Source organism: Sphingomonas sp. AP4-R1, assembly GCF_013113735.1.
Classification (GTDB): domain Bacteria; phylum Pseudomonadota; class Alphaproteobacteria; order Sphingomonadales; family Sphingomonadaceae; genus Sphingomonas_I.
In genome coordinates this window covers 1,035,050-1,049,769 of sequence record NZ_CP053346.1, presented here as the reverse complement: position 1 = coordinate 1,049,769, position 14,720 = coordinate 1,035,050, and the positions used below count along the sequence as shown (strand labels likewise).

14 protein-coding genes and 1 tRNA gene are annotated in these 14,720 nt (G+C 67.2%); 7 read left to right on the top strand and 8 right to left on the bottom strand.

Going from position 1 to position 14,720, the window contains the following annotated elements; genetic code table 11:
• Positions 1–13: 13 nt before the first annotated feature.
• From HL653_RS05110 to HL653_RS05075, 8 genes are all read right to left on the bottom strand, one after another.
• Positions 14–90: transfer RNA gene (locus HL653_RS05110), tRNA-Arg, on the bottom strand.
• A gap of 58 nt (positions 91–148) precedes the next feature.
• Entirely contained in the window at positions 149–520 is a 372-nt protein-coding gene (locus tag HL653_RS05105) for a hypothetical protein (protein ID WP_171743564.1), read from the bottom strand.
• A 26-nt stretch (positions 521–546) separates the two neighbouring features.
• Positions 547–1,206, bottom strand: a complete 660-nt coding sequence (gene nth, locus HL653_RS05100; RefSeq protein WP_171743563.1) for an endonuclease III — start codon at positions 1,204–1,206, stop codon at positions 547–549.
• A complete protein-coding gene (gene dapB, locus HL653_RS05095) occupies positions 1,203–1,964 on the bottom strand; it encodes a 4-hydroxy-tetrahydrodipicolinate reductase (RefSeq protein WP_171743562.1) in 762 nt (253 codons plus the stop codon). Before dapB ends, nth begins: the two co-directional genes overlap by 4 nt.
• Before the next feature lie 175 nt (positions 1,965–2,139).
• Positions 2,140–2,751: an ABC-type transport auxiliary lipoprotein family protein gene (locus HL653_RS05090; RefSeq protein WP_171743561.1), complete on the bottom strand. Its 612-nt coding sequence runs from the start codon at positions 2,749–2,751 to the stop codon at positions 2,140–2,142.
• A 14-nt stretch (positions 2,752–2,765) separates the two neighbouring features.
• Positions 2,766–3,701: an MlaD family protein gene (locus HL653_RS05085; RefSeq protein WP_171743560.1), complete on the bottom strand. Its 936-nt coding sequence runs from the start codon at positions 3,699–3,701 to the stop codon at positions 2,766–2,768.
• Positions 3,701–4,630, bottom strand: a complete 930-nt coding sequence (locus HL653_RS05080; protein WP_171743559.1) for an ABC transporter ATP-binding protein — start codon at positions 4,628–4,630, stop codon at positions 3,701–3,703. The genes HL653_RS05085 and HL653_RS05080 overlap by 1 nt, the downstream gene beginning before the upstream one ends.
• Positions 4,627–5,733, bottom strand: a complete 1,107-nt coding sequence (locus HL653_RS05075; protein ID WP_171743558.1) for an ABC transporter permease — start codon at positions 5,731–5,733, stop codon at positions 4,627–4,629. Before HL653_RS05075 ends, HL653_RS05080 begins: the two co-directional genes overlap by 4 nt.
• 152 nt (positions 5,734–5,885) lie before the next feature.
• Between HL653_RS05075 and HL653_RS05070 the strand changes: the two genes are divergently transcribed.
• The 7 genes from HL653_RS05070 (at position 5,886) to HL653_RS05040 (ending at position 14,625) form a co-directional block, all read left to right on the top strand.
• Positions 5,886–6,560, top strand: coding sequence for an HAD family phosphatase (locus HL653_RS05070; RefSeq protein ID WP_171743557.1), 675 nt, complete (start codon positions 5,886–5,888; stop codon positions 6,558–6,560).
• A gap of 249 nt (positions 6,561–6,809) precedes the next feature.
• Complete coding sequence (locus tag HL653_RS05065) at positions 6,810–9,140, top strand: DNA translocase FtsK 4TM domain-containing protein (RefSeq protein WP_171743556.1); 2,331 nt, start codon at positions 6,810–6,812, stop codon at positions 9,138–9,140.
• Between the two features lie 26 nt (positions 9,141–9,166).
• Positions 9,167–11,116, top strand: coding sequence for a prolyl oligopeptidase family serine peptidase (locus HL653_RS05060; RefSeq protein ID WP_171743555.1), 1,950 nt, complete (start codon positions 9,167–9,169; stop codon positions 11,114–11,116).
• A 50-nt stretch (positions 11,117–11,166) separates the two neighbouring features.
• Positions 11,167–11,784, top strand: coding sequence for an outer membrane lipoprotein carrier protein LolA (locus tag HL653_RS05055; RefSeq protein ID WP_171743554.1), 618 nt, complete (start codon positions 11,167–11,169; stop codon positions 11,782–11,784).
• Between the two features lie 473 nt (positions 11,785–12,257).
• Positions 12,258–13,061: an exodeoxyribonuclease III gene (locus HL653_RS05050; protein ID WP_171743553.1), complete on the top strand. Its 804-nt coding sequence runs from the start codon at positions 12,258–12,260 to the stop codon at positions 13,059–13,061.
• Positions 13,058–14,128, top strand: a complete 1,071-nt coding sequence (ribA, locus tag HL653_RS05045) for a GTP cyclohydrolase II (RefSeq protein ID WP_171743552.1) — start codon at positions 13,058–13,060, stop codon at positions 14,126–14,128. The genes HL653_RS05050 and ribA overlap by 4 nt, the downstream gene beginning before the upstream one ends.
• On the top strand, positions 14,125–14,625 hold the full coding sequence (locus HL653_RS05040; RefSeq protein WP_171743551.1) for a L,D-transpeptidase: 501 nt from the start codon (positions 14,125–14,127) through the stop codon (positions 14,623–14,625). The genes ribA and HL653_RS05040 overlap by 4 nt, the downstream gene beginning before the upstream one ends.
• Positions 14,626–14,720 lie beyond the last annotated feature (95 nt).

Below are 14,720 nucleotides of genomic sequence, written 5' to 3'. Positions count from 1 at the left end.
GACGAGAGAGTGATGGTGCACCCGAAGGGATTCGAACCCCTGGCCTCTGCCTTCGGAGGGCAGCGCTCTATCCAGCTGAGCTACGGATGCCTGATCGCGCCGATAGCAGGCAAGTCCCGCTCTCGCCACCCCCCGCCGCACGCCTTTGTCAGCGCTTGATTCCGGTGGCGGGCTGGAACGGCCCGAGCCCGCACGTGGCACCGCGCATGAACTGGCCACCCACGCGCTGCAGAACCGTGATGAGATCGACCGAACAGAGCCGACTGATCGACGTGTTGTAGGAAAAGGCCTTCTCCGAACCGAGGCCGGGACAAGCCTGCGGCAGGACATTGCGATAGACCTTGCGGCCCACGAAGAAATCGATCGTGCGGTCGTCGCGCACCACGCTCTGCCCGATCGGCATGGAAATGCAGCTGACCGGCGGGCCGTCCGGCGTCGCCACGGGCGCGGGCCTGTCCCTGGCGGCCAGCGGCGCCCCCATCAGGGATGCGAGAAGGGCGAAGGGCAGGATCCGGATCATCGTATCGTCCTTATCGCCATGCCCTGTTACGGGTTGGTGGCCGCTCCCTTGGGCGCCGGCGTCTTCGGCCGGAACGCGCAGAGGTCGATCTCGATGCAGCGCCAGCATTCGGGCCGTCGCGCCTTGCAGACATAGCGGCCGTGCAGGATCAGCCAGTGATGCGCGTGGACGCGGAAAGGCGCGGGCGTGTCCTTCTCCAGCCTGTCCTCCACGGCACGCACGTCCTTGCCCTTGGCGAGGCCGGTGCGATTGCCGACGCGGAAGATGTGCGTGTCCACCGCGAACGTCTCCTCCCCGAAGGCGACGTTCAGCACGACGTTCGCGGTCTTGCGGCCGACACCGGGCAAGGTTTCCAGCGCGGCGCGATCATGCGGCACCTCGCCGCCATATTCGGCGATCAGCCTTTCGGAGAGGGCGATGACGTTCCTGGCCTTGGTGTTGAACAGGCCGATCGTCTTGATATGCTCCTTCAGCCCCGCCTCGCCCAGCGCGACCATCTTTTCGGGCGTATCGACCGTGGCGAACAGCGCCCGCGTCGCCTTGTTCACGCCCACGTCGGTCGCCTGCGCGGAAAGCGCGACGGCGACGAGCAATGTATAGGGGTTCGTCCATTCCAGCTCGGTCTCGGGCGAGGGATTGTCCTCGGCGAGGCGGCGGTAGAATTCGAAGATGTCGGCTTTCTTCACCGGAAGCCGAGCGCATCCGCCATCGCATAGCGGCCGGCGGGCTTGCCCGCGAGCCACTGCGCGCCGCGCAGCGCTCCCTTGGCGAAGATGCCGCGATTCTCGGCGCGATGGCCCAGCTCGATCCGCTCGCCCTCCGCCGCGAAGATCACCTGATGATCGCCCGCCACCGATCCGCCGCGCAGCGACGCATAATAGATGCCGCCCTCTTCGCGGGCGTGGGCGCCTTCCTGCATCCGATCGAAGCGGTTCAGATCGGTGGTCGAGGCGGCACCCCGGCCGACATTGGCAGACGCCCCGAGAAGGAGCGCCGTGCCGGAGGGGCTGTCCAGCTTGTGGCGGTGGTGCATCTCGACGATCTCGATATCCCAGTCCGCACCGAGGATGCGTGCCGCCTGCTCGACCAGGCCGCGCAGCACGTTCACGCCCAGCGACGTATTGGCCGTCTGCAGGATCGCGACATGCTCGGCGGCGCGATCGATCGCGGCGTGATGCTCCGGCTGCAGCCCGGTCGTGCCGATCAGAAGCGGCGTGCCGGTTTCCACCGCCAGCGCCAGATTGCCTTCGAGCGCCTCGGGCAAAGAGAAATCGATCAGCACGTCGGCAGCAGCCGCCAGCGCCTGCGCATCGGCCGGTCCGCCCGAGACGACGCCTTCGCGATCCAGCCCGCCCGCGACGGTCACGCCCGCCTCTTCAGCCGCCGCCGCGATGGCGCGCCCCATGCGCCCGGCGGCGCCCAATATCCCGATGCTGATCGTCATGCGCCCGCTCTTAGAAGCGGATCGGGTGAGGGGGAAGGCACGGGCTACGTTGAATGCCTCAAACCCCGTCCGCACTGAGCCTGTCGAAGTACCGTTCTTCCTTTCCGTCGTTGTTGAGCAAAAAAGAAGGCCAGTGCTTCGACAGGCTCAGCACAAACGGATTTGGCCATTCAACTCAGCGCGCCCCGATCCAGTCGGCGACGTCGCCCGCCACCTGATTGGCGGCCTGATCCAGCGCCATGCCCACCGCCTGCGGCTGCTCCGACGAAACCGGCACGCGCGCCGAGAAGCGCCGCGTCTCGATCGACGGCGATCCCGATCGCGTGATCGTGCCATCATAGGTGACGATCACGGCCTTGCCCGGACCATCCAGCCCGAACGCGGCCAGCGTGCCCGTCAGCCGCGTATCCGGCTGCAAGCCGACGAAGCGCGCATCCGGCACGAAGCGCCCCGTCTTGGCCTCGATCGTCTCGGCCAGCAGGTTGCGCATCAGCACGGCTGGTGCCGCCGCCCACAGCCCATCCTTCAGATAGGCGATCGAATTGGGGCCGGCCTGCACCATCACGCGCTGCGTCGACAGGGTCGGCACGGCGACCGGCACCGAGACGGCGACGGCATGGGCATCATCGCTGGTATGCGCGGCACCGGCCGCCACCGGCGTCACGGCATGGAGCGACATCAGGGTGGGCGGCGGCTTCGGGCCGAAGCTGATGCAGCCGGCCAGCGGCAAGGCGGCCACGCCGATCAGAACCGTGCGGGTGAGGAGGGTGGCGAACGTGGCGGTCATGGCGGTTTCGTCCCTCACTTGGCGGGCTTGTAATCGGGCAGGCGACTTCCGCCGATCAGGCCCCCGGCGCCGCCGCGATCGAAGCGGTTGGTGATCGCCTGTAGCGAGGCGGCGGTATCGGCCAGATCGCGGATCAGCTGGTTGGCGGCGGGCACGGTCTGCGTGGAGATCGCCTTCAGGCCCGGCCGCGCATCGGTGATCGCGGCATCCAGACTGGCCATGCTCTTCTTCGCCGAGCCGACCGCCTCGTTCATGTTGACCAGCAGCGGCCCGACATTCTGGTTGGTCGTATCCGCCAGCGCGCCGATCTTCTCGGCGGCGTCACCGGCCTGCTTCACCGCGATCTTCGCCTGCGCCAGCGTGGCGGCGATATCCGGCCCACGATCCGCCAGCGATCCGCTCAGCGAATCGATATGGTGGAGAATGCCCGTGATCGATTGCTGATTTTCGGGATTCAGCAGATCGCTCACCCGCTCCGTCAGCACCGTCAGTTTCTCCAGCAGGCGCGGCGCATTGTTGAGCAACGCGCCCAGGCCCCCGGTCTTCGGCGGAATCAGGGGATAGCCCCACGGGCCCGGCTGATCGATCGGCGGCGCGCCCTGCACGGCACCGTCCAGATTGATCTGGCTGACGCCCGTGAAGCCGACGCCCGCGATCGTGGCGTTCGTGCCCTGCAGCACCGGCGTATCATTCTTGATCGCGATGCGGACGCGGATCAGCTCCGGCTGATCGGGCATGATCGCGATATCCTCGACCTTGCCCACCGGAACGCCCGAGAAAGTGATCGCCGATCCTTTGGCGAGCCCGTCGACCGAGCTCTTGAACAGGATGTCGTAGCGCTTCTCGCTCGACCCGCCGAAGCCGGCGAGCCAGACGAGGAACACGACCGTGACGACGAGCAGGATCAGGACGATACTGCCGACGAGGATGTTGTTGGACCGGTTTTCCATCAGCTTTCCTCATCATCCTTGGCAGATCCGGCCCTGCTGTCGGCACCGTCCGCAACCTCGCTCTCGTCCCCGCCGGCCGACGCCAGCGCGGCATCGCGGCGGCGGGCACTTTCGGCAGGGTCTTCCTCATCGAATCGTTCGGCGGCCTCCGCCGCGGCGCGGCCACGCGGGCCGCTGAAATATTCCTGGATCCAGGGGTGATCCAGCGCGAGCAGCTCCGGGATCGTGCCGACCGCCACCACCTTCTTGTCCGCCAATACGGCCACCCGATCGCAGATGGCGTGCAGCGTATCCAGATCGTGCGTGATCAGGAACACCGTGAGCCCCATCGTCTCCTTCAGGCCCTTGATCAGATCGTCGAACGCGGCCGCGCCGATCGGATCGAGGCCGGCCGTCGGCTCGTCGAGGAACAGCAGCTCGGGATCCAGAGCGAGGCTGCGCGCCAGGCCCGCGCGTTTGCGCATGCCGCCCGAAAGCTCGGACGGGAATTTCGGCCCGGCTTCGGGGGGGAGCCCCGTCATCGCCACCTTGTAGGCCGCGATCTCGTCGAGAAATTCCTCGCCCAGCTGCGGGAAATATTCGCGCAGCGGCACTTCGACATTCTCGGCCACGGTCAGCGTGGAGAAGAGCGCACCGCCCTGAAACAGCACGCCCCAGCGGCGGCGCACGTCGCGCGCATCCTGCTCGTCGCGCCCCATCATCGGCTCGCCGAACACGTCCACTTCGCCCGCGACCGGGGTCTGCAGCCCGATGATCGAGCGCATAAGCACCGATTTGCCCGTGCCCGATCCACCGACGACGCCGAGAATCTCGCCGCGCCGCACGTCGAGATCGAGATTCTCGTGCACGACCTGCTCGCCAAACGCATTGGAGAGGCCGCGCACGCAGATCACGGGCGCCTGATCCTTATCGGCCTTGCAGACGCTCATATCCAGCCGATCGATGCGAAGAAGACGGCGAAGAAGGCGTCCAGCACGATCACGAGGAAGATCGACTGGACGACCGCCGAGGTGGTCCGGAGGCCGACCGCCTCGGCATTGCCTTCCACCTGCATGCCCTGGAAACAGCCCGAAATGGCGATGATCAGGCCGAAGACCGGCGCCTTGATCAGGCCCTGATAGACGTCCGTGATCGGCACCACTTCGCGGATGCGCGAGACGAAGGTGATCGGCGGCATGTCGAGCGAGGTCCAGCAGAAGAGGCCGCCGCCGATCAGCGCGACCATCGCCGCATAGAAAGCGAGCAGCGGCATCATCGCGACCGCCGCCGTGATGCGCGGGATCACCAGCGCCTCCATCGGGGAGACGCCGATCGTCCGCATCGCATCCACCTCCTCGGCCAGACGCATCGATCCGATCTGCGCGGCGAAGGCGGAACCGGATCGGCCCGCGACCATGATCGCCGTCATCAGCACGCCCAGTTCGCGGAAGGTGAGTCGGCCGACGAGGTTGATCGTGAACACCTCCGCGCCGAACTGGCGCAGCTGGATGGCGCCCTGCTGGGCGATCACGACGCCGATCAGGAAGCTCATCAGCCCGATGATCGCCAGCGCCTCCACGCCGACCACCTCGAACTGGCGGACGACCGCGTTCCAGCGCAGCCGCTTGGGATTGCGCAGGATATCCCAGTAGCTGACGAGCACGCCGCCGTAGAAACCGATCAGGCCCAGCGTCGTGCGCCCCGCCATCGATGTCGCCGCGCCGATCTGGTTCAGCACGCGGAACAGGGGCAGGGTGCCGTCCGGCCGGATCTTCAGCGGCTTGTCGGCGGCGGCGACCTGCTCCAGCAGATGCGCTTCCTCGGGGCTCGCGCCGATCACCTCCGCGTCATGATCGCGCACGATGCGGTGGACGAGCCAGGCGCCGACCGTGTCCATCCGGCCGACCTCGCCCAGATCCACCTTGCCGGGGCGGGAGGACAGCGCATCCAGCCGCTGGGGCAAGGTGCCCATCCGCGCGAGCGTCATGTCGCCGGTGAAGCGGAGCGTACCGCCGTCGCGGTCGTCGAGATGGAAATCGGCAGCCGCGCTCATAACGAACGGATATCGTGTCGGCGGAAAAGCGCAACGGGCGCGAAACGAGGCATCGCCGGGGAGACGCGCGGCGCAAGCTAAGGTTCCGGCGGATTTCAGATCCTTTGCAAAGCCTCTTGCATGCCGCGCCGGCTTCGTGTCCGTCAGCCGGGATGAACGAGCTCGCCATTTACGACATGGATCGTACGGTGACCCGCACGGGCACCTACACGCCCTTTCTGTTTCACGCGGCGTCCCGCCTGTTTCCGTGGCGGCTGCTGGCGGCGCCGGCGGTGCCGTTCGTGATGGCCGCCTATGCGGCCAAGGCGATCGACCGGCGGAGACTGAAAGAGATCAACCAGTGCCTGCTGCTGGGCGGCGCGGTGCCCCGCGCGAAGCTGGCGCCGGTGACGGAAAGCTTCGCCGACCTGATCCTGAAGACCAACGTGCTGCCGGGCGCGCTCCGCCAGATCGCCGAGGACAAGGCGGCCGGGCGCAGGCTCGTCCTCGCGACCGCCTCCTATCGCTTCTATGTCGAGCCCATCGCCGAGCGACTGGGCTTCGACGACGTGATCGCCACCGGCAGCATCATGGGGCTGGACGACATCATCCACGCCAAGATCGACGGCGAGAACAATTACGGCCCGGCGAAACTGCGCCTGATCGAGGCCTGGATGGACAAGGAAGGCATCGACCGGACCGACACGCGCATCCGCTTCTATTCGGATCACGTCTCCGATGCGCCCGTGCTGGAATGGGCGGACGAGCCCTTCGCCGTCAACGCCAGCCCGAAGCTCCGCCGGCTGGCCGATCGCCGCAGCTGGCCGTCGCTCGACTGGAGCGCGTGAACGGAGATCAGCCGCATCCGCCTCTACTGTGAGACCAACACGGCATACGGACGATACCACATAACCCGTTCGTGCTGAGCGAAGTCGAAGCACGGGCTACGCGCGACACCGTTTGAAGCACGTCCTGCGACTACGCTCAGGACGAACGGAGAAGTTGGGCGGGCGACAGGCATCGATCGGCAGATCCCCCAGTTTGCTCCGGCGGAACATTTGCGGCACAATTGGCGCCGGTAAAGGGACGAAACGGCAATGGCGACGCGTGCGCGCGACGGAAATTGGCAGGATAAAGTGGGCCATGTCGGCCGTCGCGGGGGCGCCATGCTGGGCGCGGTCGCGATCCTGGCGGCGATCCTCCTCACCGCCTTCGCGCTCGCCAGCTACCGGCCGACCGATCCGGGGCTGAACACCGCCGCCGGCGGCCCGCCCGCCAATGTGCTGGGCGTGCCGGGCGCGTGGATGGCCGATCTGCTGTTCACGCTGATCGGCCTGCCCGTCGTGCTGCTGCTGCCGCCTCTGGTGGTGGTGGCGCTGCGGCTGTGGCGCGGCGTCGGGCCGGGGCGGTGGAAGCGGATGTTGCCGATCGCGCTGATCGCCATCCTGTTGCTGGATGGCGCGCTGGGTCTGTTCCGGGGCGGGGCCATCCTGCCTCTGCCCGCGGGCCTGGGCGGTATCGTCGGCATCGCCGTGGGCACCGCCGCCGAGGCCGGGCTCGCCCATCTGCCCGATCCCGGCCTCGCCCCGCCCCTCCGGCTGGCGGGTGCGGCGCTGCTGCTGGCGTTCGGCATCACCGTCAGCCTCTATTCGCTCGGCCTCACCGCCGACGAACGCGCGACCATCCTGCGCCGCCGCGATCGCTATGAGGATGAGGAGGATTTCGTCGACGATGTGCCGTTCGACGTCGAAGCGCCGCCCGTAAAGAAGGCGGCCAAGCCCGCTCCGCGCGCCACGATCGTGGCGGACGATGACGAGCCCGCGCCGCGCACCACCATCACCACCCCGACGCCGGCCCCCGCCACCAGCCAGCGGGTCAGCCGCGAGCGGCAGGCGAATCTGGCGCTGGGGGATACCTGGGTGCTGCCGACGCTCGACCTGCTCGCCCCCGTGCCGGCCAGTGGCGGCCAGCCGATCGACAAGCCCTCGCTGGAGCGCAATGCCCGCCTGCTGGAGACCGTGCTCGAGGATTTCCACGTGCGCGGCCACATCACCGAGGTCCGCCCCGGCCCGGTCGTGACGATGTACGAACTGGAGCCCGCCGCCGGCATCAAGGCCAGCCGCGTCACCGCGCTTTCGGACGATATCGCACGCAACATGTCCGCGCTCTCGGCCCGCATCGCGACGGTGCCGGGCCGCACTGTGATCGGCATCGAGCTGCCGAACCAGAAGCGCGAGGCCGTGTCCTTCTCCGAGATGATCGCCAGCCGCACCTTCGAGGAGCAGGCGCCGGGCACGCTGCCGCTGATCCTGGGCAAGAATATCGCGGGCGATCCCGTCGTGGCCGATCTCGCGCCCATGCCCCACCTGCTCGTCGCCGGCACGACCGGATCGGGCAAGTCGGTCGGCCTCAATTCGATGATCCTCTCGCTGCTCTACCGGCTCACGCCGGATGAGTGCCGGATGATCATGATCGATCCCAAGATGCTGGAACTCAGCATCTACGAGGATATCCCGCATCTGCTCGCCCCCGTCGTCACCGATCCGCCCAAGGCAATCCGCGCGCTGAAATGGGCGGTGGAGCAGATGGAGGATCGCTACCGGATGATGGCCTCGGTCGGCGTCCGCAGCCTCTCCTCGTTCAACGACAAGATCCGCGCCGCCAAGGCCAAGGGCCAGCCGCTCGGCCGCCGGGTGCAGACCGGTTACGACGCCGACAGCGGTCAGCCGATCTATGAGGAAGAGAAGCTCGAATTCGAGCCTTTGCCCAAGATCGTCGTGATCATCGACGAGCTGGCCGATCTGATGATGACGGCGGGCAAGGAAGTGGAATTCCTGATCCAGCGGCTGGCACAAAAGGCGCGCGCGGCCGGCATCCACCTGATCATGGCGACGCAGCGCCCCTCGGTCGACGTCATCACCGGCGTGATCAAGGCCAATCTGCCGACGCGCATCAGCTTCTCCGTCACCTCCAAGATCGATTCGCGCACCATCCTGGGCGAGCAGGGGGCCGAGCAGCTTCTGGGCAAGGGCGACATGCTCTACATGCCCGGCGGCAAGCAGATCGTGCGCGTCCACGGTCCGTTCGTCTCGGACGACGAGGTGCGCGCCGTGGCGGATCACTGGAAGGATCAGAAGGCGCCGGAATATATCTCGTCCGTCACCGAGGAGCCCGAGGATGGCAGCTTCGCGATGGACGGCGCGCCCGCCGGCGACGATTCGCCCGACGCGCAGCTCTATCGCAAGGCCGTGCAGGTCGTGGCCGAATCGCAGAAGGCCTCGACCAGCTACGTCCAGCGCCAGCTCCGCATCGGCTACAATTCCGCCGCGCGCCTGATCGACCGGATGGAGAAGGAAGGCGTCGTTGGCTCACCCGACCATGTCGGCCGCCGCGAAGTGCTGATCGACCGCAACGGCCAGCCGATCTGACGCAGCCGGCAATAAGGGGCATTCTTATGAAGACGAACTGGGTGGCGATCGTCGCCGCAATGACGGTCGCGAGTTCCGCAGGCGCGCAGGACAAGGCCGCGCCCACCATCGCCCCGCCCGCCGCGGTCACGGGCGATGGCGTGCCTGCCATTCCCGCCGCGCTCGCCGCCGCCACGCGGCCCTATCTGGAATATCGCGCGGCCGTGTTCGAGGGGTGGAATCCGAAGACGAAGGCGGCGCTGATCGGCACCAATTTCGGCAATACCCGCCAGCTCCACGAAGTGGCGACGCCGATGGGCAGCCGGCGACAGATCTCGTTCGAGACGGACACGATCGCCTCGGGCGAAGTCGCGCCGGCCAAGGGCGATGTGATCGTCGTGCAGAAGGATGTCGGCGGCAGCGAATTCTGGCAGCTCTATACGCTGGCCGATGGCCGCCTCACGCTGCTGACCGACGGCAAGAGCCGCAACCAGATGGGCCCCTGGTCGCGCGACGGCCAGTGGCTGGCCTACAGTTCCACGCGCCGCAACGGCACCGACAGCGACCTCTATCTAATCGATCCGCGCGATCCGAAGAGCGACCGGATGGTGGCGAAGGTGACGGGGGGCGGCTGGCGCGTGATGGGCTTCACGCCCGACGGCACCAGCGCGCTGGTCGGCCAATATCAGTCGATCAACAAGACCGACCTGTTCCTGATGGACATCGAAAGCGGGGCGATGCGCCCGCTGGGCGACCATAAGAAGGCGATCTCCTATGGCGAGGCGCGCTTCGCCAAGGACGGCGTCCTCTGGGTGACGTCCGACGAAGGCTCCGATTTTCAACAGCTTGGCACGGTCGATCCGTCGAGTGGCGTGTTCACGCCCGTGCCCGGACAGGCGAAGTGGGATATCGAGCAGTTCGGCCTTTCCGCCGAGGGCGATTTCGTCGCCTTCACCACCAACGAGGCGGGCGTCAGCCGGCTGAGCATTCTCGATACGCGCACGAACAGGATCCGCGCCGTCGCCGACGTGCCGGTGGGCGTGATCACGGGGCTGAAGGTGGCACCCTGGGGCGAGATCGGTTTCAGCCTCGCCTCGGCGCGATCGGCGGCGGACATCTATTCGGTCGATCCGAAGACGCTGAAGGTGACGCGCTGGACGCAGAGCGAGACGGGCGGGCTGGACCCCGCCACCAATGTCGAACCCGAACTGGTGACGGTGAAGAGCTTCGACGGGGAAACCGTGTCGGGCTTCCTCTATCGGCCCGATCCGAAGAAATTCCCCGGCAAGCGCCCGCTGATCGTGGACATTCACGGCGGCCCCGAAAGCCAGACGCGCCCCGGCTTCCTCGGCCGCGCCAATTATTATCCGAACGAGCTGGGCGTCGCGCTCTTCTATCCGAACGTGCGGGGCTCTTCCGGTTACGGCAAGCGCTTCGTCTCGCTCGACAACGGGCCGTTCAAGCGCGAGGATTCGGTGAAGGACATCGGCGCCTTCCTCGATCGCCTCACCACCGATCCGCAGATCGACGCCAGCCGCGTCGGCGAGACCGGCGGCAGCTATGGCGGCTATATGTGCTACGCCAGCGCCATCCGATATGGCGCGCGGTTTAGGGGCGGGATCTGCCAGCGCGCCGTCTCCGGCTTCGTCTCCTTGCTCGAACATACGCAGAGCTACCGCCGCGATCTGCGCCGCGCCGAATATGGCGACGAGCGCGATCCGAAGCAGCGCGCCAAGCTGATCGCCATCTCGCCCGTGACGCACGTTTCCGAGATCAAGATCCCGCTGGTGATCGTGACCGGCGGCAACGATCCGCGCGTGCCCCCGTCCGAGTCGGAGCAGATGGTGACGGCGCTGCGCGGCAACGGCGTGCCCGTGTGGCATGTCCTCGCAGCCGACGAGGGCCATGGCTATGTGAAGAAGGACAATCTCGACTATCAGTTCTGGGCGAGCCTGCTCTTCTGGCAGAAGAATCTGCTCGGCACGGATCCGAAATGATCGGCCGCGGGTTCAGTGGCGGTTCAAGCCCTTCCAGCGACTGAGTTTCCATGATCCGATATCTCGCAGCGGCCTCGATCGCCGCCTTCGCCGCGCCCGCGATGCTTGTCGCGGCGCCGGTGCCCGCCCCCGAACTGGCGCAGGTGCAGGCGCATCTGCGCGCCATCACCACGATGACCGCCAATTTCACGCAGATCGACGCCACCGGCCATTCGCGCGGCGGCGTGCTGTCGTTGAAGCGCCCCGGCAAGATCCGCTTCCAATATGAGAAGGGCGTGCCGCTGCTGATCGTGGGCGACGGCAAGGCGCTGACGTTCATCGACTATAAGGTAAACCAGGTGTCGCGCTGGCCGATCGGCAATTCGCCGCTCGGCGCGCTGATCGATCCGAATCGCGATCTTTCCCAATATGGGAAACTGATTCCCGCCCCGCCGGGCCGCATCCTCGTGGAGGGCAAGGATGCCAAGCATCCCGAATTCGGCACGATCACGATCGGCTTCACCAAGGCACCGAACGCCCCTGGTGGGCTGATGCTGGCAGGCTGGACGGTGATCGACGCGCAGGGCAATCGATCGACCGTCGTCCTCTCCGATCAGCAGTTCGGCATGGACATCAACGACAGAACGTTCCTGTGGCGCGACCCGCGCCCGCAAAATCGCGGACGCTGATCACCCATTCATGTTCGCGACAGGTCCCCTGTCCTAAATGAGTTTTGCGGTCGCGGAGCCGCTCCTCGGATTCCCCCCTGTTCCCGAGGACAATATGCTCCGCTACCTGCCTGCGTGACGAACGCCAGGTCGGCCCTCGCTCCAAGCCCCCGGAGCGAGGGCCATTCTGTTTTTGCTGAGCCTCCGGCGCCGGCGCGGGCATTCGCCCGCTTGGCTATCCTCCCCGCTGCGCGGGTCCGGGCGGCCATTCGGCCTTGCGGGCCTTTGGCCCGATGGCATTTCCTTTCGGCTCCCTCCCCATCCGTCACGCCAACGCAGGCTGGCATCTGCCGGCGGCGGAGACACACCCCCCGTTCGCGCCTCAACCGGAAAAGATGCCAGCCTGCGCTGGCGTGACGGAAAAAAGGCAGGCGACGAATCGTGATTCGCCGCCCGCTGGCGAAACGCCCGGCGCGTCGCTACATCGCCCGCCTATGACAGCCCTCAAGATCGCTTCGTGGAATATCAATTCGGTGCGGGCGCGGATCGGGATCGTCGAACAGTTTCTGCGCGACGAACAACCGGACGTTCTGTGCCTGCAGGAAACCAAGGCGGCCGACGACGTCTTCCCCGCCGATCCATTCCGCAAGCTGGGCTATGTCCACCAGCGGCTGCACGGCCAGCGCATGCATCACGGCGTGGCGATCCTGAGCAAGGTGCCGTTCCGCGACGCCTCCGACGCCTGCTGGCGCTACGACTGGCAGGATAATGGCGAGGCCCGCCATGTGGGCGTGTGGCTGGAGGCGGGCTTCCGGCTGGAAAATGTCTATGTGCCTGCAGGTGGCGACATTCCCGATCCCGCGCTCAATCCCAAATTCGCGCAGAAGCTGGCCTTCGTCGAGCGCATGACCGAATGGTCGCGCTGCCTGACCGAGCCGACCCTGATGGTGGGTGACTTCAACATCGCACCGCTGGAATCCGACGTGTGGAGCCACAAGCAGTTGCTCGACGTCGTCAGCCACACACCCGTCGAGGTCGCCGCGCTCGGCCGACTGCAGGACGCGCATGACTGGGTCGATCTCGGCCGCCATTTCTATCCCGCGCCCGCGCGGCTGCATACGTGGTGGAGCTATCGCTCACCCGACTGGACCGTGAACGATCGCGGCCGCCGACTGGACCATATGTGGGCGACCCCGTCGCTCGCGGCGAAAGCCACCGCGCACAAGGTGCACGAAGCCTGCCGCAACTGGCTGAAGCCCTCGGACCATGTGCCGCTGGTGACGGAGTTCGAGGTGTGAGCGGCGCGGATCCACGCGCGGCGGCGCAGGCGATCGATGCACTCCGACGCGGCTGGCCCGTCACGATCACGAGCGGGGCGGGGGCGGTCACGATCCTCGCCGTGGAAACCGCCGACGATATTCGCCTCGCCGCCTACGATGCCGATGGCTCGGCCGACCTGCTGCTTTCCTCGCACCGCGCGACCGTGCTGAAGCTCGCCAACCAGCGCGATGCCGCAACGCCCGGCCTGCCGGTGCGGATCGAGCGGGTGCGCTGGCTGGATCTCCCCGCAGCCCTCGCGCTGGCCGACCCGGCGGGCGACCTCGCCACCCCGCTCAAGGGCCCCTATCGCACGACGCCGCTGACCGATCCCGATGCGGCCACCGCCGCGCTGGCGCTGGCGCGTCTCGCGGGGCTGCTGCCGGCCGTGTTCGTACGCGATGGCGCAGGCGAGGGGGGGGCGACCGTCTCCACCGCCGCCGTTCAGGCCTATGAGGAGCCCACCAACCTCGCCATCGCGGCGCGCGCGCGCCTGCCCGTGACGGCGGCGGAAAAGGCCGAGATCGTCGCCTTCCGTGGTCCGGCCGATTCCACCGAGCATGTCGCGCTGATCATCGGCACGCCCGACGGCACGCCGCCGCTCGTCCGCCTCCACAGCGAATGTCTGACCGGCGACGTGCTGGGGAGCCTGAAGTGCGATTGCGGTCCGCAGCTGGCCGAGGCGTTGCGGGAGATTGCCGGCGTGGGCTGGGGAATCCTGCTCTATCTGCGGCAGGAGGGGCGCGGCATCGGCCTCGTCAACAAATTGCGCGCTTATGCGCTGCAGGATCAGGGCTTCGACACGGTCGACGCCAATCTGCGGCTGGGCTTCGCGATCGACGCGCGCGATTTCGGCGTGGCGGCGCGGATGCTGAACCTGCTGGGGCAGGAGCGCATCCGCCTGCTGACCAACAATCCCGCCAAGGTGGCGGGGCTGGAGGCGAGGGGCATCGCGGTGGTGGAGCGGCTGCCGCTGGCCTTGCCCTCCAATCCCCACAACGCCCATTATCTCGACGTGAAGCGCGACCGGACCGGCCATCTGCTGTGACGTGGGTCGCCGATACCCGCGCGGGCCTGTTGCGCGGGCCGACCGGTGACATAACCTGCGCGATCGGGCGCGGCGGCACGATCGCGGCGGCGGATAAGAGGGAGGGCGACGGCGCGACGCCTCTGGGCGACTGGCCGATCCGCGCGCTGCTGCTGCGCCCCGATCGTGTCGGCCCGATCCGCACGGCTCTGCCGTGGCGCTGGATCCGCCCCGACGATGGCTGGTCCGACGATCCCGCCGATCCGGCCTACAACCGGGCCGTCCGTCATCCCCATGCCTTCTCGGCCGAACGGCTGTGGCGGGAGGACGGGCTCTACGATCTGATCGTGATTCTCGGCCATAACGATGCGCCGCCCGTGCCCGGCCTCGGCAGCGCGATCTTCCTCCATTGCTGGCGGGATAAGGCCACGACCGAGGGCTGCGTGGCGGTGGCGAAAGACGATCTGATCGCGCTGGTCGAGCGGCTCACACCGGGCGAGATGCTGCGGATCGCCTGAGAGCAAGCACCGTGCTCCTACGAACGCAGGAGCCCAAGGCTTCAAAAGCAGCGTTCGTAGCTCTGGATTCCTGCATTCGCAGGAATACGATGTCG